Below are 22101 nucleotides of genomic sequence, written 5' to 3'. Positions count from 1 at the left end.
CGTCGCCGTTACGCCGGAACGATGTTCACCAGCTTCGGCGCACGCACGATCACCTTGCGGATGGCCGCGCCGTCCAGCGCCGCGACGACCTTCTCGTCGGCCAGCGCCACCTTCTCCAGCTCCTCCTCGGAGATGCCCGGCGGCACCTCCAGGCGGGCCTTGACCTTGCCCTTGATCTGGACGACGCAGGTCACGGTCTCGTCCACCACGTACCGCGGGTCGGCGACCGGGAAGTCCTGGTGGACGACCGAGTCGGAGTGGCCCAGGCGGCGCCACAGCTCCTCGGCGACGTGCGGGGCCAGCGGGGCGACCATCAGCACCAGCGGCTCGGCCACCGACCTCGGCAGGGCCGCGCCGGCCTTGGTCAGGTGGTTGTTCAGCTCGGTGACCTTGGCGATGGCGGTGTTGAAGCGCAGGCCCTCCAGGTCCTGGCGCACCCCGTCGATCGCCTTGTGCAGGACGCGCAGCGTGTCCTCGTCGGGCGCCGCGTCCACCACGGTCACCTCGCCGGTGTTCTCGTCCACGACGTTGCGCCACAGCCGCTGCAACAGCCGGAACTGGCCGACGACCGCGCGCGTGTCCCAGGGGCGGGAGACGTCCAGCGGGCCCATGGCCATCTCGTACAGGCGCAGGGTGTCGGCGCCGTACTCGGCGGCGATCTCGTCCGGGGTCACCGCGTTCTTCAGGGACTTGCCCATCTTGCCCAGCAGGCGGCTGACCTTCTCGCCCTGGTAGTAGTACGCGTCGTCGCGCTCCTCCACCTCGGCGGCCGGCACGGCGATGCCCCGGCTGTCGCGGTAGACGTAGGCCTGGATCATGCCCTGGTTGAACAGCTTGTGGAACGGCTCCGCGGAGGAGACGTGCCCCAGGTCGAACAGGACCTTGGACCAGAAGCGGGCGTACAGCAGGTGCAGCACGGCGTGCTCGGCGCCGCCCACGTACAGGTCGACACCGCCGTGCGGCCGGCCCTCGCGCGGGCCCATCCAGTACCGCTCGATCTCCGGGTCGACCATCTGCCGGTCGTTGTGCGGGTCCAGGTAGCGGAACTCGTACCAGCAGGAACCGGCCCAGTTGGGCATGGTGTTGGTCTCGCGGCGGTACTTCTTCGGCCCGTCGCCCAGGTCCAGGGTGACGTGGACCCACTCGTCGTTGCGCGACAGGGGGGTCTCGGGCTGGGTGTCGGCGTCGTCCGGGTCGAAGGTGCGCGGGCTGTAGTCCTCGACCTCGGGCAGCTCCAGCGGCAGCATCGACTCGGGCAGCGGGTGGGCGATGCCGTCCTCGTCGTAGACGATCGGGAAGGGCTCGCCCCAGTAGCGCTGGCGGCTGAACAGCCAGTCGCGCAGGCGGAAGTTGACGGTGCCCCGGCCCAGGCCCTTGCGCTCCAGCCACTCGGTGACGCGCGCCTTGGCCTCGACGACGCCCAGGCCGTCCAGGGTGATGCCCTCGCCGGCCGAGTTGACGATCTTCGCGTCGTACGAGGCGAACGCGTCGTCCCAGCCGGCGGTGTCGGTGCCGCGGTCGTCGGTCGGCTCGACCACGCAGCGCATGGGCAGCTCGAAGGCGCGCGCGAAGGCGAAGTCGCGGGTGTCGTGCGCCGGTACGGCCATGATCGCGCCGGTGCCGTAGCCCATCAGGACGTAGTCGGCGATGAAGACGGGGACCCGCTCGCCGTTGACCGGGTTGACGGCGAACGCGCCGGTGAAGACGCCGGTCTTGTCCTTGGCCTCGGCCTGGCGCTCGACGTCGGACTTGGCGGCGGCCTGCGCGCGGTAGGCGGCGACGGCCTCGGCGGGGGTGGCGTGGCCGCCGGTCCACACCTCGTGGGTGCCCTCGGGCCAGGCCCCGGGGGTGAACTTGTCGACCAGGGGGTGCTCGGGCGCCAGCACCATGTAGGTGGCACCGAACAGGGTGTCCGGGCGGGTGGTGAAGACCGTGATGTGCTCGCCGTCGATCGGGAAGTCGACGCGGGCGCCCTCGCTGCGGCCGATCCAGTTGCGCTGCTGCAGCTTGATGGCCTCGGGCCAGTCCAGCTCCTCCAGGTCCTCCAGCAGGCGGTCCGCGTAGGCGGTGATGCGCATGTTCCACTGGCGCAGCTTGGCCTTGAAGACGGGGAAGTTGCCGCGCTCGGAGCGGCCGTCGGCGGTGACCTCCTCGTTGGCCAGCACGGTGCCCAGGCCGGGGCACCAGTTGACCGGCGCGTCGGAGGCGTAGGCCAGGCGGTACTCGCCCAGGACGTCGGCGCGCTCGGCGGCACTCAGTTCGTTCCAGCCACGCGTGGTGCCCGCGATCGCGCGCTCACCGGTCTCGAACTGGGCGATCAGCTCGGCGATCGGGCGGGCCTTGCGGGCCTCGTCGTCGTACCAGGAGTTGAAGATCTGCAGGAAGATCCACTGGGTCCACTTGTAGTAGTCCGGGTCGATCGTGGCGAAGGACCGGCGCTTGTCGTGGCCCAGGCCCAGCCGGCGCAGCTGGGCCTTCATGTTCTCCATGTTGGCCTCGGTGGACACGCGCGGGTGCGTGCCGGTCTGCACGGCGTACTGCTCGGCGGGCAGGCCGAAGGCGTCGAAGCCCAGGGTGTGCAGGACGTTGTGGCCGGTCATGCGCTGGAACCGGGCGTAGACGTCGGTGGCGATGTAGCCCAGCGGGTGGCCGACGTGCAGGCCCGCACCGGAGGGGTACGGGAACATGTCCATGATGAACTTCTTGGGCTTGGCGGCCAGCTCGGCGTCGCCCGCCAGGTCACCCTTGGGGTTGGCCGCCGCGTAGGTGCCGTCTTCGTCCCAGAAGTCCTGCCAGCGTGCCTCGATCTCGGCTGCCATGGCGGCCGTGTAGCGGTACGGGGCGGCTTCCGCCGGAGTCGCGGCGGCAGCGGGGTTCGTCTCGCTCATGATCCTCAAAGCTCCATCGATCGTCTCTGCCTGCAGAAATGAAAAATCCCCTCACACAGGAGGGGACGCCGCGCCGATGCCGACCTCACGGGTACCACCGGGGTCGGTACTGATCAGCGCGGCCCGCTAAGCAGAAGGCGTACGGCACGCATGGCGCCTAGGGTACCGCAGGCGTCGCGCGAGCGGGGAAGCGGGGCACGAACGGATCGAGGGCGAACCATCCTTCCGGATGATCCGCCCTCGATTTCTGTGGAGCTAAGGAGAATTGAACTCCTGACCTCCTGCATGCCATGCAGGCGCTCTACCAACTGAGCTATAGCCCCTTGTTTCGTTTCGCCCGGTTCCCCCGGCGACGTCGTAAACATTACAGGTCCCGAGCTGGAGCGCCAAATCGGTTTCCGTTACGACTATTTAGTCGCGAATGTCCGATTTAACGATGATCCACTCAGGCGGCGACGAAGGAGTAGAACCTCTTGAGGGTGCAGTGCTCTTCCAGGAGACGGCCGTAGATCGGCTCGCCCTCCAGCTCCCGGTACGTCTCGATGGGGTCGCCTTTTATGATCAGCGCCCGCGCGCATTCCTCGCACCAGTACTGGTAGTCGGCGTTGACCGGCTCCATGTCGCGGACGATGGGCGTACCGCTGCCGCACCAGTCGCACTTCCGCCTGTGTGCACCCATCGATCAGCTCCCGTCGGGCCGCGCCCCCTTCCGGCCGTTTGATTCTGCCACGGCGGGGCCGACACGGTCAGCGACGCCTTGACACCGGTCCGAACACGGGACTGCCAGGTCAAACAGTCAGGACAAACGGAAGATCCCGCCCCCCTGACGGGGACGGGATCTTCCTCCTGTGGAGCTAAGGAGAATTGAACTCCTGACCTCCTGCATGCCATGCAGGCGCTCTACCAACTGAGCTATAGCCCCTTGCTGTGTTCTTCCCGCTCGGCGGGGCGAACAAGAAGAACTTTAGCCTGTGACCTGCCAGAAAGTGAAATCCGGGGTGTGCGGCGCAGCGACGGGCTCAGGTGTCGTCGCCGAGGACGGGCTCGGGGAGGGTGCCGGCGTTGTGCTCCAGCAGGCGCCAGCCGCGCGCGCCTTCGCCGAGCACGGACCAGCAGCAGTTGGAGAGGCCGCCGAGGCTCTCCCAGTGCGCGGCCTGGAGGCCGAGCAGCCGGCCGATGGTGGTGCGGATGGTGCCGCCGTGGCTGACGACCACCAGGGTGCCGTCCACGGGCAGCTTCTCCACGTGCCGCAGGACGACGGGCGCGGCGCGGTCGGCGACCTCGGTCTCCAGTTCGCCCCCGCCCCGGCGGACCGCCTCGCCGCGCTTCCAGGCGGCGTACTGATCGCCGTGGCGGGCGATGATCTCCTCGTGCGTCAGCCCCTGCCAGACGCCCGCGTAGGTCTCGCGCAGGCCCTCCTCGCGGGTGACGTCGAGGCCGGTGAGGGCGGACAGCTCGGCGGCCGTGTCCGCGGCCCGCGTCAGATCCGAGGAGACGATCGCGTCGGGGCGCAGGGAGGCGAGCAGCCGGGCGGCGCGGCGGGCCTGGCCGACGCCGGTCTCGGTCAGCGGCACGTCCGTGCTGCCCTGGAAGCGGCGCTCCACGTTCCACGCGGTCTGGCCGTGCCGCCACAGGATGACGCGGCGGCCCCGGTCCTTGCGGTCGGTCACCTCACCCGTGGCGCTCATCACCACTCCCCGTCCGACTCCCCGTCGGCTTCGGCCGTCTGCAGCTTGGCGTGCTCCTCGCCCTTGCCACGGGTGGCCTTGGCGTCGGCGGGCAGCTCGATCTCGGGGCAGTCCTTCCACAGCCGCTCCAGGGCGTAGAAGACGCGCTCCTCGCTGTGCTGGACGTGGACGACGATGTCGACGTAGTCGAGCAGCACCCAGCGGGCCTCGCGGTCGCCCTCGCGGCGTACCGGCTTGGCGCCGAGTTCCTTCTGGAGGCGCTCCTCGATCTCGTCGACGATGGCCTTGACCTGGCGGTCGTTCGGCGCGGACGCGAGCAGGAAGGCGTCCGTGATCGACAGGACGTCGCTGACGTCGTAGGCGATGACGTCATGGGCGAGCTTGTCGGCAGCCGCCTGGGCGGCGGTGTTGATGAGCTCAAGGGAACGATCGGTGGCGGTCACTGCGTGGCTTTCCGTCGGCGGGCACTGAGCCTCAAGGGTCTCACGGACCGCCGGGGGCGCCCCACGCGATAAAAGGCATCGCGCGGGGCACCGCCCAGGGCCCTGCGAAAGAGAGGCCCCGACCGCGGTCAGGAGCCGGACGGCTTGTAGTCCTGGCCCAGGACCACCGAGACATCGGCGCCCGAGCGGACCGTGCCCTTGGTGACGGAGCCCGCGGGCAGGCCGAGGGTCTTGGCGACCTCGGTGGCGTTCTGCTTGTCGGAGGCGTTCTGGTAGACGACCTCCGAGGTGGCCCGGGTGCCGCCGCTGCCGCCCTCCAGGAAGGTGAAGCCGCCGTTCAGCAGCACCACGCGGGCCTGCTCGGTGTCGTCCTTGACCCCGGTGGCGTTCTGCACCGAGACCCGGAGCGCGCTGCCGGCGTCGGGGCTCTTGGCGGTGCCGCCGAGGATGTCCCTGACCACGCCGCTGCCGGTCTGGGCGCTGAGCGTGCCGTCGGGCTGCACGGGCAGGAGGGTCGTCTTGTAGTCGCCCACCTTGGCGAGGCCGGCGAGCTTGGCCAGGAAGGCGCCGAGGTCCTTGTCGGTGAGCGAGGGGTCGAGGATCTGCGCAAGGCTCTGCACGGTGACCGTGGCGTCCGGCGCATCAGTGGAGATCTTGCGCAGCACGCCCTGCATGACCTGCCCGAACCGCTCAAGCTGGGCGTTCTCCGACTCGCCGGGGGCCCGGTAGGTGGCGTAGCCCACGGCCATCTTGCCGCTGAGGGTCTGGTCGCTGCCCTTGGAGACGAGCGGCTCGGTGCCCTTCTTCTTGGCGTCCGGGTCGGGCACGTCGGTGTTGGTGTCGATGTCGATGTCGCCGACGAGGTCGACCAGGTTCTGGAGGTAGGGGGTGTCCAGCCGCCAGGTGCCCTGGATGTCGGTGCCGAGGACGGTGTTCAGCTGGTCGCGGGTGCCGGAGGAGCCGTCGTCGTCCACCGACTTGGCGAGGGTGGTGGTGGAGCCGTCGTCGTCGGTCAGCGCGAGGGAGTTGGGCAGCAGGACGGTGCTGCCCCGCTTGGTGGTGGTGTTGTCGACCAGCAGCATGGTCGAGGTGCCGCGTTTGCCGGTGTTGTGCAGGTGGACGACGATCACGTCGCGCTTCTGGGCGCCGACCGGAGTGGCCGCGCCGGCGCCGGCGCCGGAGGAGGACAGGAAGGGCAGCTTCCCGGCGTACCAGAGGTAGCCGACGCCGCCGACGGCGACGAGGGCGAGGACGACGCCGAGGGCGATCAGCCGGCTGCGGGCGCGGCGGCGGGCCTCCTCGCGGCGTTCGGTGCGGTTCTCGGTGAACTTCAGCCAGTCGATGACGTCCTCGGAGTCGCCGTCCGGGTCCTCCACGAACGCGAACTGCTCGGTGTGGTAACCCGGTTCGCCGTCCGGGCCGTCCGGCCCGTCCTGGTCGTCGGCGTGCTCGCTCGCGAGTTCCGCGTACGGGTTGGGCCGGGCGGCGCCCGGCGGTCCCGCCTGCTGGGGGATGTGCGCGGTCTGCTCGGCGACCCGGGGCTGCTGCCCGCTGCTCGCGGCCTGCCCGTAGGGGTCGTACCCGGAACTCCCCCCGTGCCCCGGGCCCTGCGTGCCGTAGGGGTCGTAACCGGGGTAGCCGTCAGCGCCGGGGTAGCCGTCGTTCGCGGGGTACGCCGGGGTCTGCGGCTGCTGTCCGGTGTCGTACGACTCGTACGGCTGCGCGGGCTGGGGGGTGCCGTAGGGGTCGTAGCCGTAGTCCTGTTGCCTGCCGTAAGGGTCGTAGGACCCGCGCGGAGCCTGCTGCGCCGGAACCTGGCGGTAGACGGGCCGGCCGTACTCGTCGTAGCCGACGAGCTCGTACGGTTCCGCGCCGTAGCCGGCGTCACCCGCGTCGTATCGGTCGTTCACCGGTGCCCCTCTCGGCTCACTCGCCGCGGTACAGCTCGCGCTTGTCGATGTAGCGCACGACTCCGTCCGGCACCATGTACCAGATGGGGTCGCCCTTGGCGACTCTCGCACGGCAGTCTGTGGACGAGATGGCGAGCGCCGGGACCTCGACCAGCGAGACGCCGCCCTCGGGCAGTCCCGGGTTGCTGAGGTGGTGTCCGGGCCGGGTGACGCCGATGAAGTGCGCGAGGGAGAACAGCTCCTCGCTGTCGCGCCAGGTCAGAAGCTGGGCGAGGGCGTCGGCACCGGTGATGAAGTACAGGTCGGTGTCCGGGTTGAGGGCGCGCAGGTCGCGCAGGGTGTCCACGGTGTAGGTGGGGCCGCCGCGGTCGATGTCGATGCGGCTGACGGAGAACTGCGGGTTCTCGGCGGTGGCGATGACCGTCATCAGATAGCGGTCCTCGGCCGGGGAGACCTGGCGGTGGGACTTCTGCCACGGCTGGCCGGTGGGCACGAACACCACCTCGTCCAGCCGGAACTGCGCGGCGACCTCGCTGGCCGCCACGAGGTGCCCGTGGTGGATCGGGTCGAAGGTGCCGCCCATGACACCCAGGCGCCGCTTGCCGGGGCGGGCGGGGCCGTGGCCCGGCCGGTGCCGGCGGTACTGCGGCTGGTTGACCGTGTCGGCGGCGGCTGCGCGCGCCGGACCGGTAGGCATGTCCTGCTCTCCCATGCGTGCAGACCCTACCGGCCCGGTCTCCGGCGTCCGGCCGGGGCCGGTCCCCCGGCTCAGCGGTCGCGGTTGAAGCGGGTCGTGATCCACAGCAGGAGAAGCAGGATGACGAAGGCGGCGCCGCCGGTGACGGCGGGGTTCAGGCTGTCGTGGTGGCCGCCCTCTTCGGCGGCGAGGGAGATCAGCGGGGCTGCGGCGCTGGTGAGCATCATCTTCGACAGGACCTATCGCGTGTGGGCGGGATAAAGACGTCGGCTCATCGTATGCGGGTGGTGCTTCGGCGATCACGCCGACTCCGCCGTCGGGAAGCGGGCGTCCGGGGCGGGGAACTCCGGCCGTCCGTCAGTCGTCCTTCTGCTTGTAGCCGCGCAGCAGGAACCAGGCGGTCAGCGCGCAGCCCAGGACCATCACGACCAGCACGATGCGGAGCAGGTCTCCGCCGCCCCCGGGCTGCTGGGTGGCGTTCGCTGCGGCCTCGGTCAGCCGGGCGGCTGCGGGGTGGTGCTCCATGGCGTGGACTCCTTCGGCTGTCTGCCCGTCCACGGTATCTCCGCCTAGGCTGAACCCCGCCTCGGGGGCCCACGGCACTCACACGCACTTGGGGGAAGACATGCACGACGGTGATCGGCAGAGCGGGCACGAACGGGTGCCGAGCAGGCAGCGGACGCGCTTCCCGGGGATCTCCTCGCGGGCGTACGAGCATCCGGCCGACCGGTCCGCCCTGGTGGCACTGCGCAAACTCAGCGGGTTCGACCAGGTGTTCAAGGCACTCAGCGGGCTGCTGCCGGAGCGGAGCCTGCGGCTGCTGTTCCTGTCCGACTCGGTCCGCGTCTCCGAACGGCAGTTCGGTCATCTGCACGACATGCTCCTGGACGCCTGCTACATCCTGGACCTGCCGAAGGTCCCGCCGATGTACGTCACGCAGGACCCGCAGCCGACCGCGATGTGCATCGGCCTGGACGAGCCGATCATCGTGATCTCCACGGGCCTGGTGGAGCTGCTGGACGAGGAGGAGATGCGGGCGGTCGTCGGACACGAGGTGGGACACGCGCTGTCCGGGCACTCCGTGTACCGCACCGTCCTGCTGTTCCTGACGAATCTGGCGATCAAGGTCGCCTGGATCCCGCTGGGCAATCTCGCGGTCATGGCGATCATCGCGGCGCTGCGGGAGTGGTTCCGCAAGTCCGAGCTGTCCGCGGACCGGGCCGGGCTGCTGGTGGGCCAGGACGTACGGGCCTCGATGCGCGGCCTGATGAAGATAGCGGGCGGCAACCATCTGCACGAGATGAACGTGGACGCGTTCCTGGAGCAGGCCGAGGAGTACGACTCCGGGGGCGACCTGCGCGACTCCGTGCTCAAGATCCTGAACGTGCTGCCCCGCTCGCACCCGTTCACCACCGTGCGCGCGGCCGAGCTGAAGAAGTGGGCCGAGTCGCGGGACTACCAGCGGATCATGGACGGCCACTACCCGCGCCGCGACGACGACAAGGACGCCTCGGTCGGCGACTCCTTCCGCGAGTCCGCGGCGAGCTACGCGAGTGACGTCAAGGACTCGAAGGACCCCCTGATGAAGCTGGTCACCGACCTGGCGGGCGGCGCGGGCGACCTGGGCGGCCGGGTCAAGCGCGGCTTCGACGGCTTCAAGAGCCCGCCGCCGGCGAAGGGCGACGCGGCACCGGACGCGGGGTAACCGAGGCCGAGGGGGGTGGGGCCCGCGGGCCTCACGCCCTCGGCTGCGCCCCGGTGGCCAGCGTGCCGCACAGCGAGGCCGGGCTGTCGGTCTCGTACGGGTTGGTGCCCGCCGGGGCGCCGGGGTGCGGGGCCTCGCCCGCCAGCAGGGGGTGGAGGTAGGACGTGGCGTCCTCGGCGCAGGACAGCGGGCCGGCCTGGACGTAGGACGAGATCAGCTGGACCTGGCGGGTGCGCAGGTCGTCGCTGGTGAAGCGGAAGGTCAGGGCGCGGCGGACGGTGAAGAGGGAGACGGGGGCGCTCGCGGTGCCGGCGGGGCGCAGGGCGTAGACGAAGGTGTGGTCGGCGCTGACCTCCAGCGTGGCCGGGTCGGCCTCGGTGAAGCGCAGCGCGCCCTGGACGCGGATCCGGTCGTCGGCCAGCCGGTCGCGGGCCGGGTCGAGGCGCACCAGCCAGCCGGTCGGGGCGTGCCGGCCGTCTGCCGCCGGGTGCTCGAAGCTCCCGTCGAACTGCGCGAGCTGGTCGGAGTCCACCAGCGCCCGCGCCGGAGCCGTCGCCCGGCCGGTGAGCACCTCGGGGTAGAGCGAGGAGCGGACGATGTAGTCCTTGGCGGTGGTCAGCGCCGTCATGACCTGGCTGCCGGAGAAGTGCGCGGTGCCCCGCGCGGCCGGCAGCGGTACCCCCTCGGCGCCGACGTCGAACTGCGCGGCGGGGCTGTGCGCGTACAGCGCCTCCGCGTCCGTCCCGCCCGGCACCCTGCCCTGCGGGGCGAGCGGTATCACCGTCATCCGCAGGGGCTCCACCGGCCGCGGCGCCTCGGCGGAGTCGTAGGGGTGGCGGACACCCATGTAGACGGCGGTGCCGAAGGCCACGGCGATCAGCAGGACCAGGATCATCGCCTGGCGGGCGAGCCCCCGGTGCAGCGGGCGGCGGCGTACGGCGGGCGCGTGGTCGGCCATCCGCTCCTCGGCCGAGTACTCCTGGAGGCGGGCAGCGCGCACGAACGACTCGTCGAACACGACGGATCGGTATTCGTCCTCTGCACCGCCGGGGCCGCCCTCGGGTGTCCCCTCCGGTGGGTCTCCAGGCCCGCCCATACTTTCAGAGTGGGTTTCCCGCGCCCCGGGTAAACGCCCCGCTCCACCACAACTTCTGACAAGCCCTCACCCGGATGCCACTCAGGGCAGGAGCGGCACCGCCGACACCACGGGGCGGACGGGAGCCACCGTGGGGACCTGGTTCTGGCCGGTCGTGCTGGGCGGCGGCAACTGGTCCCCGCTGCCCGGGGAGGTGCCCCGGTAGACCGCGGCGAAGGCCAGGGCGACCATGCCGACCCCCATCACCACGGCGAGCACCCAGGCCACCGGCCGGTGCCAGCGGGCCTGCTTGCCGTGGCCGTCGAAGGGGCCCCGGTCGAGGGCGTAGACCCCGTCCAGCTCGTCCAGGTCGTCGTCCGGGTCCGCGCCGAGATCGGCGCTCCCGTACCGCTCGCCTCGGGCGCGGGCGCGGCGGGCCTCCTCGGAGGCCTCGGCTCTGGCCTCCGCGGCGGCGAGGAGCCGCTCGACGGCGGTCGGCTCATGGACCGTGGCCGCCCGCACGAAGGCCTCGTCGAAGACCACGGAGGCGAACTCTTCGTCCGACACCCCATGGTCGCGGTCGTCGTCGGGCTCCCCGCCGTCAGGGAACGGCGTGCCCCCCACGTCCTCCGGCACGCATCCAGAGTAGACCTGGGGGATCAATTTGGGCAGACGGTATGGAAATTCATCCGCCTGCTCAGCGGCGGACGTGTCCGTCGCCGGTGACGATGTACTTGGTGCTGGTCAGCTCCGGCAGGCCCATCGGGCCCCGGGCGTGCAGCTTCTGGGTGGAGATGCCGATCTCGGCGCCGAAGCCGAACTGGCCGCCGTCGGTGAACCGGGTGGAGGCGTTCACGGCGACCGTGGTCGAGTCGACCAACTGGGTGAAGCGGCGGGCGGCCTGCTGCGAGGTGGTGACGATCGCCTCGGTGTGCCCGGAGGTCCACAGCCGGATGTGCTCGACGGCCTTGTCGAGCGAGTCCACCACGGCGGCGGCGATGTCGTACGACAGGTACTCGGTCTCCCAGTCCTCCGGGGTGGCCTCGACCACGGTGGCCTTCGAGTCCTTGGCGTGGGCCATGACCCGCTCGTCGGCGTGCACGGTGACGCCGGCCTCGGCGAGGGCGTCCAGGGCGCGCGGCAGGAACTCGGCGGCGATGTCCTGGTGGACCAGCAGGGTCTCGGCCGCGTTGCACACGCTGACCCGCTGGGCCTTGGAGTTGACGAGGATGTCGATCGCCATGTCGATGTCGGCCTGCGCGTCGACGTAGACGTGGCAGTTGCCGGTGCCGGTCTCGATGACGGGGACGGTGGACTCGCTGACCACGGTCCTGATCAGGGAGGCGCCGCCGCGCGGGATGAGGACGTCGACCAGGCCGCGGGCGCGCATCAGCTCGCGCACGGACTCGCGGCTCTCCCCCGGCACCAGTTGCACGGCGTCGGCGGGCAGCCCGGCGCCGCCGACCGCGTCCCGGACGACCCGGACCAGGGCGGTGTTGGACTCGTAGGCCGAGGCGGAGCCGCGCAGCAGGACGGCGTTGCCCGACTTCAGGCAGAGGGCGGCGGCGTCGACGGTGACGTTCGGGCGGGCCTCGTAGACGATGCCGACGACGCCGAGCGGGACGCGGACCTGGCGCAGGTCGATGCCGTTGGGCAGGGTGGAGCCGCGGACCACCTCGCCGACCGGGTCGGGCAACCCGGCGACGTCGCGCACGTCGGCGGCGATGGCGCGGACCCGCTCGGGGGTGAGGGTAAGCCGGTCCACGATGGCCTCGCTGGTGCCGGCCTCGCGCGCCTTGGCCACGTCCTTGGCGTTGGCCTCCACGATCTCCGCGGAGCGGACCTCCAGGGCGTCGGCGATGGCGAGCAGCGCGTCGTCCTTCACCGAGCGCGGCAGCGGCGCGAGGTCGGCGGCGGCGGCCCGGGCCCGGTAGGCGGCCTGGGTGACCGGGGACATCGAGTCGTACGGCGAGAGCGTGGTCATGGGGGAAGGGTAGTGCGCGGTGCGGGACCTTCCGCGCACGTCCCACACCCCGAGACGAACCCCCCGGTAAGGGCCCGCAAGGGTCAGAAGGGGTGGACCCCTACGGGGGTCGCGGGCGGCGGGCCGTAGCCCTCGGCGATGCGCTGGTGGTACGTCTCGCGGTCGATGACCTCCAGCCCGACGATCTCCCAGGGGGGCAGTCCGGCACTGAGCCGGTGCTCGCCCCACAGGCGCAGCGCGACGGCCGCCGCGTCGTGCAGGTCGCGGGCCTCTTCCCAGTACCGGATCTCGGCGTGGTCGCTCGCGTATCTGCTGGTCAGCAGGAAGGAATGGTCGTGAGCCAGCTTCTCCAGGGCCCGGCGCAGCTCCGTGAGCGGGACGCTCGGGCCGGCCACGCTGAGGGTGACGTGCCACAGCCTGGGCAGGTCCCTGGGCTCCTCGTAGGTGCCCCCGGCCGCGACGCTCGTCAGGGCACCTCGGGTGGTACCCCCAGGGCGCACTCGTCTCACGACGGCCTCCTTCACCCACGTGCTCGGAAACATGTCTCGCACACAAAGTTGAGCAGGCCGTAAGGCTTCGCGGGGCGGTTTCACGGAACGTCCCCCAGCGGAGGCCCGTAGGGGCGCCCCGCTGTACGACTGTCACCCGTGCAGGAGCACCAGGTCGTCCCTGTGTACGACCTCGCGTTCGTACGCCGGGCCCAGCTCGCGCGCCAGCTCGTGGGTCGAACGCCCGATCAGCCGGGGGATCTCCTTGGCGTCGAAGCTGACGAGCCCCCGTGCCACCGCGCGGCCAGCGGTGTCCCGTAGTTCCACGGGGTCGCCCGCGCTGAACTCGCCCTCGACCGCGGCGATTCCGGCGGGCAGCAGCGACTTGCGGCCCTTGACGACCGCCTCCACGGCGCCGTCGTCCAGGGTGAGCGCGCCCTGCGGGGTGGAGGCGTGCTGGAGCCAGAGCAGCCGGTCGGCCGAGCGCTTGCCGGTGGGGTGGAAGTACGTGCCGGTGTCGCCGCCGCCGAGGGCGTCCGCCGCGTGCACGGCGCTGGTCAGCACCACCGGGATGCCGGCGGCGGCCGCGATCCGCGCGGCCTCCACCTTCGTCACCATGCCGCCGGTGCCGACGCCGGCCTTGCCCGCGCTGCCGATCTCGACGCCCGCGAGGTCCGCGGGGCCGCGCACCTCCGCTATCCGGGAGGTGCCGGGCCTGCTGGGGTCGCCGTCGTAGACGCCGTCGACGTCGGAGAGGAGGACGAGCAGGTCCGCGTGGACGAGGTGGGCGACGAGGGCGGCGAGCCGGTCGTTGTCACCGAAGCGGATCTCGTCGGTGGCGACGGTGTCGTTCTCGTTGACGATCGGCAGGGCGCCCATCGCGAGCAGCTTGTCGAGGGTGCGGGAGGCGTTGCGGTGGTGGGCGCGGCGGCTCATGTCGTCGCTGGTGAGCAGGACTTGGCCGACGCGGACGCCGTACCGGGCGAAGGAGGCGGTGTACCGGGCGACCAGCAGCCCCTGTCCGACGCTGGCGGCGGCCTGCTGCCGGGCCAGGTCGCGGGGGCGGCGGCGCAGCCCGAGCGGGGCGAGCCCCGCGGCGATGGCGCCGGAGGAGACGAGGACGACCTCCTTCTCGCCGCCGCGGCTCTTGGCCAGCGCGTCCACCAGGGCGTCCACCCGGTCGGCGTCCAGGCCGCCCGCCGCGGTGGTCAGGGAGGAGGAGCCCACCTTGACGACGATCCTGCGGGCCTCGCTCACGGCCCGCCTCGCGCTTGCCACCTTGCCTGCCGTCCCCTTCGCCCGTGTACCGGCCTCGTGCTGCGCAATGTACGCGACCCGGGACCTTCGGTGCGCTCCGGTTTCGCTGGGCGGACCCCGGGCCGCTCGCCGCGCGCGCCGAGCGGTCCGGCCGGGCGGCGCGGGGGTTCCCCTGTGACGGGCGGCGCCGCGGGAAATCGGGATCGCGCGGCCATTCGCGGCGTTCGTGGAATGGGCGGGATGCGGCGCTTTTCGCCTTCCGGATTTCCGTCGCCGACTTTCTCTCGCCGACTTTCTCTCGCCGGCTCCCTTTTCCGGCTTCTCTTTTCCGGCTTCCGGGCGGGCTTTTTCCGCCGTGCCGCGCCATGCCGCCGCGCGAGGTGCCGCCGGCCGGGACCGGTGATGCCGCGCACGGGCGCCGCACGGGCGCGGGGCCCGAGGTCGCGGTGCCGGAACGGTGTCGGGTCCACCACATCCGGCCCGTATCCGAGGGCCGGGACACACCGCGGACCCCGGCGGCGCGCGCACGGGGCGGGTTGACCGGATCGCCCGATTCGCGCTGCCGGCGGCGCCGTTCTCACCGTGGACTCACCTTCTCTTACCCAGGCGGGCCGCCGTAGCCCCCGCCCGGGTCCCCCCGGCCCGTGATCCCGGATCCGGCCGCCACCCCCGGGAACGCGCGCGCGAGCGCCCGTGAGTCGCGCCACATCCGGGGCGTCCGGTCGCGCGCGGTCGTACGGTGAGACCATCCGGTAGGGCACGTTAGGGTAGGGTTAAACGCCCCTTAACCTCGCACTCCTTGTGCCTCTCGCCTCCCACGCCGCACCCGGCAGCGGGAGGCGGTTGAGAGTCTGACCGACAGTCCAGGAGCCCCAAGCATGCCCGTAGCGAATGGAAACGCTTCGCCGAAAATAAGCGTTGTCGTCCCTGTCTACAAAGTCCAGGGATATCTGCGTGCGTGCTTGGACTCCATTCTGTCCCAGTCCTTCGAGGACTTCGAGATCGTCGCCATCGACGACCACTCCCCCGACGCCTGCGGCCGGATACTCGACGAATACGCCGCCCTCGACAGCCGCGTCATACCCGTGCACTTCGAGGAGAACCAGGGCATCGGAAAGGCGCGCGACGCCGGTGCGCTGAAGTCGCGCGGTGAGTACATCCTCTTCCTCGACAGCGACGACACCCTGGCCGACGGCGCGCTCCAGGCGATCGCCGACCGCCTGGAGGTCACGGGCGACCCGGACATCCTGCTGCTCAACCACGTCCGCACGTACTGGAACAACCGGGTCCAGGCGAGCGCGGCCGGCGAACTCCTCGCGAGCGCGGGCACGGACGTGTTCACGGCCCTCGAACGGCCGGACTTCCTCACCATGTTCGCCGTCGTCTGGAACCGCGCCTACCGCCGCGAGTTCTACGTCGGCAACAACTTCATCTTCACGGACGGCATCTACGAGGACGCGCTCATGGTCTACAAGACCATGCTGACCGCGGAGCGCATCGCCGCCACCGACCACGTCTGCGTCGAGTACCGCCAGCGCCGCCAGGGCAACTCCATGCGCACGCCCGGCCGCAAGCACTTCGGCATCTTCCAGCAGTACGCCCGCCTCTTCGAGTTCCTCGACCAGCACCCGGAGACGGAGCCGGTGCGCGCCCTGCTGTTCGAGCGCGCGGCGAGCCACTACCTGTTCACGCTGGCCCGCGAGGACCGCATCGTCCCCAAGGACCGCGCGGAGTTCTTCAAGCTGGCGGCCGCCTCGTACAAGCGCTACAAGCCGCAGGGCTTCGTGCTGCCGGAGGGCTCCCAGGGCGTCCGGTTCCAGCTCCTCGAACGCGGCTCCTACACGGCGTACGCCGCGGTGATCGCCGCCGGCAACACCCGCCGCCAGGTGGTCCAGCGGGCCGCCAAGGTCAAGACCAAGCTCGGCAAGACCGCCTACAACCGGCTGTACCGGCTGCACCTGCGCCGCCCGGTGGACGAGAACCTCGCGGTCTACGCGGCCTACTGGAACCGCGGCGTCGCCTGCAACCCGGCCGCCATTTACCACAAGGCCAAGGAACTCGCCCCGAACGTGCACGGCGTGTGGGTCGTGCGCCGCGACATGGTGGACAACGTCCCCGCGGGTGTCGACTACGTGGTGGCCAACTCGCCGCGTTACTGGGAGGTCATGGCCCGCGCCAAGTACCTCGTCAACAACGTCAACTTCCCGAACAACATCATCAAGCGCCCCGAGCAGGTCTTCCTCCAGACCCATCACGGCACCCCGCTGAAGCAGATGGGCATCGACCAGCAGAAGTACCCGGCGGCCGCGAAGAACATGAGCTTCGCGAAGATGCTGGAGCGGGCCGACAAGTGGGACCTCAGCCTCACCTCCAACCAGCACTCCACGGAGAACTGGGAGCGGGTCTACCCCTGCGCGTTCGAGGCGATCGAGTTCGGCTACCCGCGCAACGACGTCTACTTCCGGACCGACGGTGACGACGTCCTGCGCATCCGCCGCGAGCTGGGCATCGAGGACGGCAAGAAGGCCATCCTGTACTGCCCGACGGTGCGCGACTACCAGAAGGGCTACGTCCCCCGCATCGACCTGGAGCGCTTCTGCTCCGAGCTGGGCCCGGACTTCGTCGTCCTGGTGCGCACCCACTACTTCTACGGCGCCGACCCGCGCCTGGAGGCCCTCCAGGAGCGCGGTCTGATCAAGGACGTGTCGACGTACCCGGTGGTGGAGGATCTCTGCCTGGCCGCCGACGCGCTGATCACGGACTACTCGTCCATCATGTTCGACTACGCGTGCCTGGACCGCCCGATCGTCACCTACGCGGACGACTGGGAGGTCTACCGCAAGGCCCGCGGTGTCTACTTCGACATCCTCTCCGGCCAGCCGGGCGAGACCCCGGGTGCCACCGCGACCGACGAGGACCAGCTGATCGAGGTCTTCCGCTCCGGCGCCTGGAACGACGCCAAGGCCGCCGAGCTGCGGGCCGCGTTCCGTGAGCGCTTCGTGCAGTTCGACGACGGAAACGCGGCGGAGCGTGTGGTGCGCCGCCTCTTCCTCGGCCAGCAGGAGACCACCCCCGCGGTGCTCCCGCTGGCGGACCGGACGCCCGCGCCCGCGCCGGGGGCCCTCACCGGGGCCCGCATCCCGCGGCAGCCCACCGGTGAGCACGGCCTCATCGACGCCTGAGCCCGGCCGCACCGGCGTCCGACGTGCCGAACGAGAGAGACGAACACCTGATGGCTTCCCGCCCCACCATTTCCAAGGCGGTCATTCCGGCGGCGGGTCTTGGCACCCGGTTCCTGCCGGCGACCAAGGCCACTCCGAAGGAGATGCTGCCGGTCGTCGACAAGCCCGCGATCCAGTACGTGGTCGAGGAGGCCGTGTCCGCGGGGCTCGACGACGTCCTCATGATCACCGGTCGTAACAAGCGTCCCCTGGAGGACCACTTCGACCGCAACTACGAGCTGGAATCCGCCCTCCAGAAGAAGGGCGACGCCGGCCGGCTCGCCAAGGTGCAGGAGTCCAGCGACCTGGCCACCATGCACTACGTCCGCCAGGGCGACCCCAAGGGCCTCGGCCACGCCGTGCTCTGCGCCGCCCCGCACGTCGGCCGCGAACCCTTCGCCGTCCTCCTCGGCGACGACCTCATCGACCCCCGCGACCCCCTCCTCCAGCGCATGATCGAGGTCCAGGAACGGCACGGCGGCAGCGTGATCGCCCTCATGGAGGTCGCACCCGAGCAGATCCACCTCTACGGCTGCGCCGCCGTCGAGGCCACCGCCGACGGCGACGTCGTCAGGATCACCGGCCTGGTCGAGAAGCCCGACCCCGCCGACGCCCCCTCCCACTACGCCGTCATCGGCCGCTACGTGCTCGCCCCGCAGATCTTCGACGTCCTGCGCAGGACCGAACCCGGCCGCGGCGGCGAGATCCAGCTCACCGACGCCCTCCAGCAACTCGCCGACGACGAGAAGCTCGGCGGCCCCGTCCACGGCGTCGTCTTCCAGGGCCGCCGCTACGACACCGGCGACCGCGGCGACTACCTGCGTGCCATCGTCAGGCTCGCGTGCGAACGTGAAGACCTGGGCCCGGAGTTCCGGACCTGGCTCCGCGGTTACGTCGGCCAGGAGCTGGCGGACGGCGAGAGCTGAGCAGTCCGGACAACGGCAGAGGGCGGGCCGGAGGATCTTCCTCCGGCCCGCCCTCTGCCGTTGTCACCGTGTCAAACCGCTGTCGCTGTTCCGGATGGCGAAGCCGCCGTCCGGAACAGCGCGGGTCTTCGTCTAGAACGGCTCGAAGTCGTCGAACTCCCGGCCGGCCTCGTCCCGTTCGGCGTCCTTGTCCCGGCGGCGCTGGGCCGCGGGCCGGGGCGCCTCGAAGCGGTGGTCCTCGCCGCGGCGGCCGAGCATCTCGGCGCCCGCGGTGACCGACGGCTCCCAGTCGAAGACGACCGCGTTCTCCTCGGGGCCGATGGCGACGCCGTCGCCGCCCCGGGCGCCCGCCTTCATCAGCCGCTCCTCCACGCCGAGGCGGTTGAGCCGGTCGGCGAGGTAGCCGACGGCCTCGTCGTTGTTGAAGTCGGTCTGGCGCACCCAGCGCTCGGGCTTCTCGCCGCGCACCCGGAACAGCGGCTCGCCGTCGACCTCCTCACGGGTGACGGTGAAGCCGGCGTCGTCCACGGCCTTGGGCCGGATGACGATCCGCGTGGCCTCTTCCCTGGGCTTGGCCGCACGCGCCTTGCCGACCAGCTCGCCGAGGGCGAAGGACAGCTCGCGCAGGCCGATGTGGGCGACCGCCGACACCTCGAAGACGCGGTAGCCGCGGGCCTCCAGGTCGGGGCGGACCATCTCGGCGAGATCCTTGCCGTCGGGCACGTCGACCTTGTTCAGGACGACCATCCGGGGCCGGTTGTCGAGGCCGCCGTACTGCCGCAGCTCCTCCTCGATGATGTCGAGGTCGGAGAGCGGGTCGCGGTCGGACTCCAGGGTCGCGGTGTCCAGGACGTGCACCAGCACACTGCACCGCTCCACGTGCCGCAGGAACTCCAGGCCCAGGCCCTTGCCCTGGCTGGCGCCCGGGATCAGCCCCGGCACGTCGGCGATGGTGTAGACGGTCGAACCGGCGGTCACCACACCGAGGTTGGGCACCAGGGTGGTGAAGGGGTAGTCCGCGATCTTCGGCTTGGCGGCGCTGAGCACCGAGATCAGCGAGGACTTGCCGGCGCTCGGGTAACCGACCAGCGCCACGTCGGCGACGGTCTTCAGCTCCAGGACGATGTCCTGGAGCTCCCCGGGCACGCCGAGCAGCGCGAAGCCTGGCGCCTTGCGGCGGGCCGAGGCCAGCGACGCGTTGCCGAGGCCGCCGCGGCCGCCCTGTGCGGCGACGTACGACGTCCCGTGCCCGACCAGGTCGGCGAGGACGTTGCCCGCCTTGTCGAGCACCACGGTGCCGTCCGGGACCGGCAGGATCAGGTCCTGGCCGTCCTTGCCGGAGCGGTTGCCGCCCTCGCCGGGCTGGCCGTTGGTGGCCTTGCGGTGCGGGGAGTGGTGGTAGTCGAGCAGCGTGGTGACCGACTGGTCGACGGTCAGGATGACGTCACCGCCACGGCCGCCGTTGCCACCGTCCGGGCCGCCCAGCGGCTTGAACTTCTCGCGGTGGACGGAGGCACAGCCGTGGCCTCCGTTACCCGCGGCGACGTGCAGTTCGACGCGGTCCACGAAGGTGGTCATGGTTCAGTGCCTCCAGAAATTACGGGTATGTCAGGCGTACTAACAACGAAAGGCGGACCCGCCTTCCCGATTCGGGAAGTGAGGTCCGCCTCGCGAAACGTTCAGTGCCGAATCAGCTGATTCAGGCGACCGGAACGATGTTCACGACCTTGCGGCCACGGTGGGTACCGAACTCCACCGCGCCCGGCAGCAGGGCGAACAGGGTGTCGTCGCCGCCACGGCCGACGCCGGCGCCGGGGTGGAAGTGGGTGCCGCGCTGGCGGACCAGGATCTCACCCGCGTTGACGACCTGACCGCCGAAGCGCTTCACGCCGAGCCGCTGGGCATTGGAGTCGCGACCGTTCCGGGTGGACGATGCGCCCTTCTTGTGTGCCATGTCTTCTCAGTCCCTTACTTCGCAGCCGTGGGGATCGACGTGACCTTGATCGCCGTGTACTGCTGGCGGTGGCCCTGCCGACGGCGGTAGCCGGTCTTGTTCTTGTAGCGCAGGATGTCGATCTTCTGGCCCTTGTGGTGGTCCACGACCTCGGCCTGGACCTTGATGCCGGCCAGCACCCACGGGTCGCTGGTCACAGCGTCGCCGTCGACAACGAGCAGGGTCGAGAGCTCGACCGTGTCGCCAACCTTGGCAGTGGAAATCTTGTCAACCTCAACGATGTCGCCGACAGCAACCTTGTGCTGGCGACCACCGCTGCGCACGATGGCGTACACGCGGATCTCTCTTTCGCTCGAAGAAACGGCACCCCCGCAGGCCAGCCACCCGGCAATAGCATGGGCGACCTCTCCCGGCCGGCCTAGCGTCCGGGAGGAACAGGTTTACGGGGATGTGGCGGGCTCGATGACACGCCGACGGTCAAGATTAAGGGCCGGGACCCCGGGGGTCAAACTGGGCGTCCGGCCCCGGCCGGCGCAGGCCCGGTTCTCACCCGGCCGCGGCGACGTACCCGGCGTACGCCTCCTCGATCCCCTCCCGCGCGAGGGCGAGGTGCTCCAGGATGGTGTACCGGCCGGGCCGGGTCTCCGGCGCGAACGCCACCGCCCGCACGAACTCCTCGTCGCTGAAGCCGATCTCGGCCGCCACCACCGGCAGCCCGTGCCGGCGCAGCCCGTCCACGATCAGCCGGGAACCCTCGTGGTCGCCGCGCAGATACGTGGCGAAGGCGGCGCCGAGGCCCACCTGTTCGCCGTGGGCGGCGGCCCGGCGGGGGTAGAGCAGGTCCAGCGCGTGACTGATCTCATGGCAGGCGCCCGAGGAGGGCCGGGTGTGCCCGGCGATCGACATGGCGATACCCGTCAGCACCAGGCCCTCGGACAGCACGGTGAGGAACCCGTCGTCGCCGCAGCCGCCCGGGTGGCGCAGCACCGCCTCGCCGGCCTGGCGGGCCATGGCCGCGGCGAGACCGTCGATCCGCTCGCCGTTGACCCGGTGGTCCAGCTCCCAGTCCGCGACGGCGGAGATGTTGGACAGGGCGTCGCCGATGCCCGAGCGCACGAAGCGCAGCGGGGCCTCGCGGATCACGTTGAGGTCGATGAACAGGGCGACGGGCGCGGGCACGCCGTAGGAGCCGCGTCCCGCGTCGTTGTCCAGGTTGGACACGGGCGAGCAGATGCCGTCGTGCGAGAGGTTCGTCGGCACGACGACCAGGGGCAGGCCGATCCGCGCCGCCGAGTACTTCGCGCAGTCGATGACCTTGCCGCCGCCGATGCCCACGACCGCGTCGAAGTCGCCCGGCTTCATCCGGTCGGCCAGGTCGACCGCCTCGTCCAGGGTGCCGCCGCCCACCTCGAACCAGGTGGCGGCGGGCAGCGCCGGGGTGAGGCGCTCGCGGAGCTGGGCGCCGTAGCCGCGGCTGACGGCGACGGCGAGCCGTCCGGAGTCCGACATGCGCTGGTCGGCGAGCACGCCCGCCAGGTCGTCCAGGGCACCCGCGCGGATGTCCATGACGATCGGCGAGGGGAAGAGCCGGGTCAGTACCGGCATGCGATCTCCCGCCCGCGGGCGAGGTCCTCGTGGTTGTCGATCTCGACCCAGTCGACGTCGCCGATGGGCGCCACGTCGATCCGGAAGCCGCGGTCGACCAGCTCCTGGTAGCCGTGCTCGTAGAACTGCTGCGGGTCGGTCTCCCAGACCGTCTTCAGCGCGTCGGCCAGCTCCTCGGCCGCGTCGCCCTCGATCAGGGTGACGCCGATGTACTCACCGGTCGCCTCGGCCGGGTCCATCAGCTTGGTGATCTTCGTCAT

The 22101-nt window shown here is 70.9% G+C and carries 20 protein-coding genes, 2 tRNA genes and 1 pseudogene; 3 read left to right on the top strand and 20 right to left on the bottom strand.

The genetic code is table 11. From position 1 onward, the window contains the following. Positions 1-8: 8 nt before the first annotated feature. From leuS to AB0927_RS25335, 10 genes are all read right to left on the bottom strand, one after another. Positions 9-2888: a leucine--tRNA ligase gene (leuS, locus tag AB0927_RS25380; RefSeq protein ID WP_366670003.1), complete on the bottom strand. Its 2880-nt coding sequence runs from the start codon at positions 2886-2888 to the stop codon at positions 9-11. Between the two features lie 250 nt (positions 2889-3138). Continuing rightward, positions 3139-3211: transfer RNA gene (locus tag AB0927_RS25375), tRNA-Ala, on the bottom strand. Positions 3212-3333: 122 nt separating this feature from the next. Further along, positions 3334-3567: a hypothetical protein gene (locus AB0927_RS25370; RefSeq protein WP_037655034.1), complete on the bottom strand. Its 234-nt coding sequence runs from the start codon at positions 3565-3567 to the stop codon at positions 3334-3336. 170 nt (positions 3568-3737) lie between these two features. Beyond that, a tRNA-Ala gene (locus AB0927_RS25365) sits at positions 3738-3810 on the bottom strand. 97 nt (positions 3811-3907) lie between these two features. Beyond that, on the bottom strand, positions 3908-4576 hold the full coding sequence (locus AB0927_RS25360) for a histidine phosphatase family protein (RefSeq protein WP_366670002.1): 669 nt from the start codon (positions 4574-4576) through the stop codon (positions 3908-3910). After that, positions 4576-5019 carry a ribosome silencing factor gene (rsfS, locus tag AB0927_RS25355; protein WP_366670001.1) on the bottom strand — a complete coding sequence of 148 codons (444 nt, stop codon included), beginning with the start codon at positions 5017-5019 and terminating at the stop codon, positions 4576-4578. The genes AB0927_RS25360 and rsfS overlap by 1 nt, the downstream gene beginning before the upstream one ends. Before the next feature lie 128 nt (positions 5020-5147). After that, positions 5148-6929: a LytR C-terminal domain-containing protein gene (locus AB0927_RS25350; RefSeq protein ID WP_366670000.1), complete on the bottom strand. Its 1782-nt coding sequence runs from the start codon at positions 6927-6929 to the stop codon at positions 5148-5150. A gap of 16 nt (positions 6930-6945) precedes the next feature. Beyond that, positions 6946-7641: a nicotinate-nucleotide adenylyltransferase gene (gene nadD / locus AB0927_RS25345; protein WP_366669999.1), complete on the bottom strand. Its 696-nt coding sequence runs from the start codon at positions 7639-7641 to the stop codon at positions 6946-6948. 56 nt (positions 7642-7697) lie between these two features. Then, the gene (locus AB0927_RS25340; protein ID WP_366669998.1) at positions 7698-7853 is read right to left on the bottom strand and encodes a hypothetical protein; all 156 of its coding nucleotides are present in this window, start codon (positions 7851-7853) and stop codon (positions 7698-7700) included. A 130-nt stretch (positions 7854-7983) separates the two neighbouring features. Next, entirely contained in the window at positions 7984-8151 is a 168-nt protein-coding gene (locus AB0927_RS25335; RefSeq protein ID WP_366669997.1) for a hypothetical protein, read from the bottom strand. Between the two features lie 100 nt (positions 8152-8251). Between AB0927_RS25335 and AB0927_RS25330 the strand changes: the two genes are divergently transcribed. Next, positions 8252-9331, top strand: a complete 1080-nt coding sequence (locus AB0927_RS25330) for a M48 family metallopeptidase (protein WP_366669996.1) — start codon at positions 8252-8254, stop codon at positions 9329-9331. Between the two features lie 31 nt (positions 9332-9362). On the opposite strand, the gene AB0927_RS25325 is transcribed toward AB0927_RS25330, so the two are convergent. From AB0927_RS25325 to proB, 5 genes are all read right to left on the bottom strand, one after another. Further along, positions 9363-10427, bottom strand: coding sequence for a hypothetical protein (locus tag AB0927_RS25325; protein ID WP_366669995.1), 1065 nt, complete (start codon positions 10425-10427; stop codon positions 9363-9365). 81 nt (positions 10428-10508) lie between these two features. Further along, positions 10509-11069, bottom strand: coding sequence for a hypothetical protein (locus AB0927_RS25320; protein ID WP_366669994.1), 561 nt, complete (start codon positions 11067-11069; stop codon positions 10509-10511). Positions 11070-11103: 34 nt separating this feature from the next. Continuing rightward, entirely contained in the window at positions 11104-12390 is a 1287-nt protein-coding gene (locus AB0927_RS25315; RefSeq protein WP_366669993.1) for a glutamate-5-semialdehyde dehydrogenase, read from the bottom strand. An 83-nt stretch (positions 12391-12473) separates the two neighbouring features. Beyond that, complete coding sequence (locus AB0927_RS25310) at positions 12474-12899, bottom strand: hypothetical protein (protein ID WP_366669992.1); 426 nt, start codon at positions 12897-12899, stop codon at positions 12474-12476. 132 nt (positions 12900-13031) lie between these two features. Continuing rightward, positions 13032-14135 (bottom strand): glutamate 5-kinase, encoded by a 1104-nt coding sequence (proB, locus tag AB0927_RS25305; RefSeq protein ID WP_366669991.1) that lies wholly within the window; start codon positions 14133-14135, stop codon positions 13032-13034. Between the two features lie 878 nt (positions 14136-15013). On the opposite strand from proB, the gene AB0927_RS25300 reads away from it, so the two are divergent. Both AB0927_RS25300 and galU read left to right on the top strand, forming a co-directional pair. Beyond that, the gene (locus tag AB0927_RS25300; protein WP_366669990.1) at positions 15014-17317 is read left to right on the top strand and encodes a bifunctional glycosyltransferase family 2 protein/CDP-glycerol:glycerophosphate glycerophosphotransferase; all 2304 of its coding nucleotides are present in this window, start codon (positions 15014-15016) and stop codon (positions 17315-17317) included. A 50-nt stretch (positions 17318-17367) separates the two neighbouring features. Next, positions 17368-18282 carry a UTP--glucose-1-phosphate uridylyltransferase GalU gene (gene galU, locus AB0927_RS25295; protein WP_366669989.1) on the top strand — a complete coding sequence of 305 codons (915 nt, stop codon included), beginning with the start codon at positions 17368-17370 and terminating at the stop codon, positions 18280-18282. 132 nt (positions 18283-18414) lie between these two features. Here the strand turns inward: galU and obgE are convergent, their stop codons facing one another. From obgE to AB0927_RS25270, 5 genes and pseudogenes are all read right to left on the bottom strand, one after another. After that, the gene (gene obgE / locus AB0927_RS25290; RefSeq protein WP_366669988.1) at positions 18415-19860 is read right to left on the bottom strand and encodes a GTPase ObgE; all 1446 of its coding nucleotides are present in this window, start codon (positions 19858-19860) and stop codon (positions 18415-18417) included. A gap of 121 nt (positions 19861-19981) precedes the next feature. Then, positions 19982-20236: a 50S ribosomal protein L27 gene (rpmA, locus tag AB0927_RS25285; protein WP_030779398.1), complete on the bottom strand. Its 255-nt coding sequence runs from the start codon at positions 20234-20236 to the stop codon at positions 19982-19984. Positions 20237-20250: 14 nt separating this feature from the next. Continuing rightward, positions 20251-20571, bottom strand: a complete 321-nt coding sequence (gene rplU, locus AB0927_RS25280; RefSeq protein ID WP_009188585.1) for a 50S ribosomal protein L21 — start codon at positions 20569-20571, stop codon at positions 20251-20253. A 211-nt stretch (positions 20572-20782) separates the two neighbouring features. Then, positions 20783-21841, bottom strand: coding sequence for an iron-containing alcohol dehydrogenase family protein (locus AB0927_RS25275; RefSeq protein ID WP_366669987.1), 1059 nt, complete (start codon positions 21839-21841; stop codon positions 20783-20785). Continuing rightward, positions 21829-22101 (bottom strand): annotated as a pseudogene (locus AB0927_RS25270) (phosphocholine cytidylyltransferase family protein); the annotation flags it as partial. The gene AB0927_RS25275 and the pseudogene AB0927_RS25270, both read right to left, overlap by 13 nt.

The sequence above is a fragment of the Streptomyces sp. NPDC048106 genome (assembly GCF_040706415.1).
GTDB lineage: Bacteria > Actinomycetota > Actinomycetes > Streptomycetales > Streptomycetaceae > Streptomyces.
Note: the sequence above shows the minus strand (reverse complement) of the source record. Positions and strands in the feature narration are given on the sequence as shown.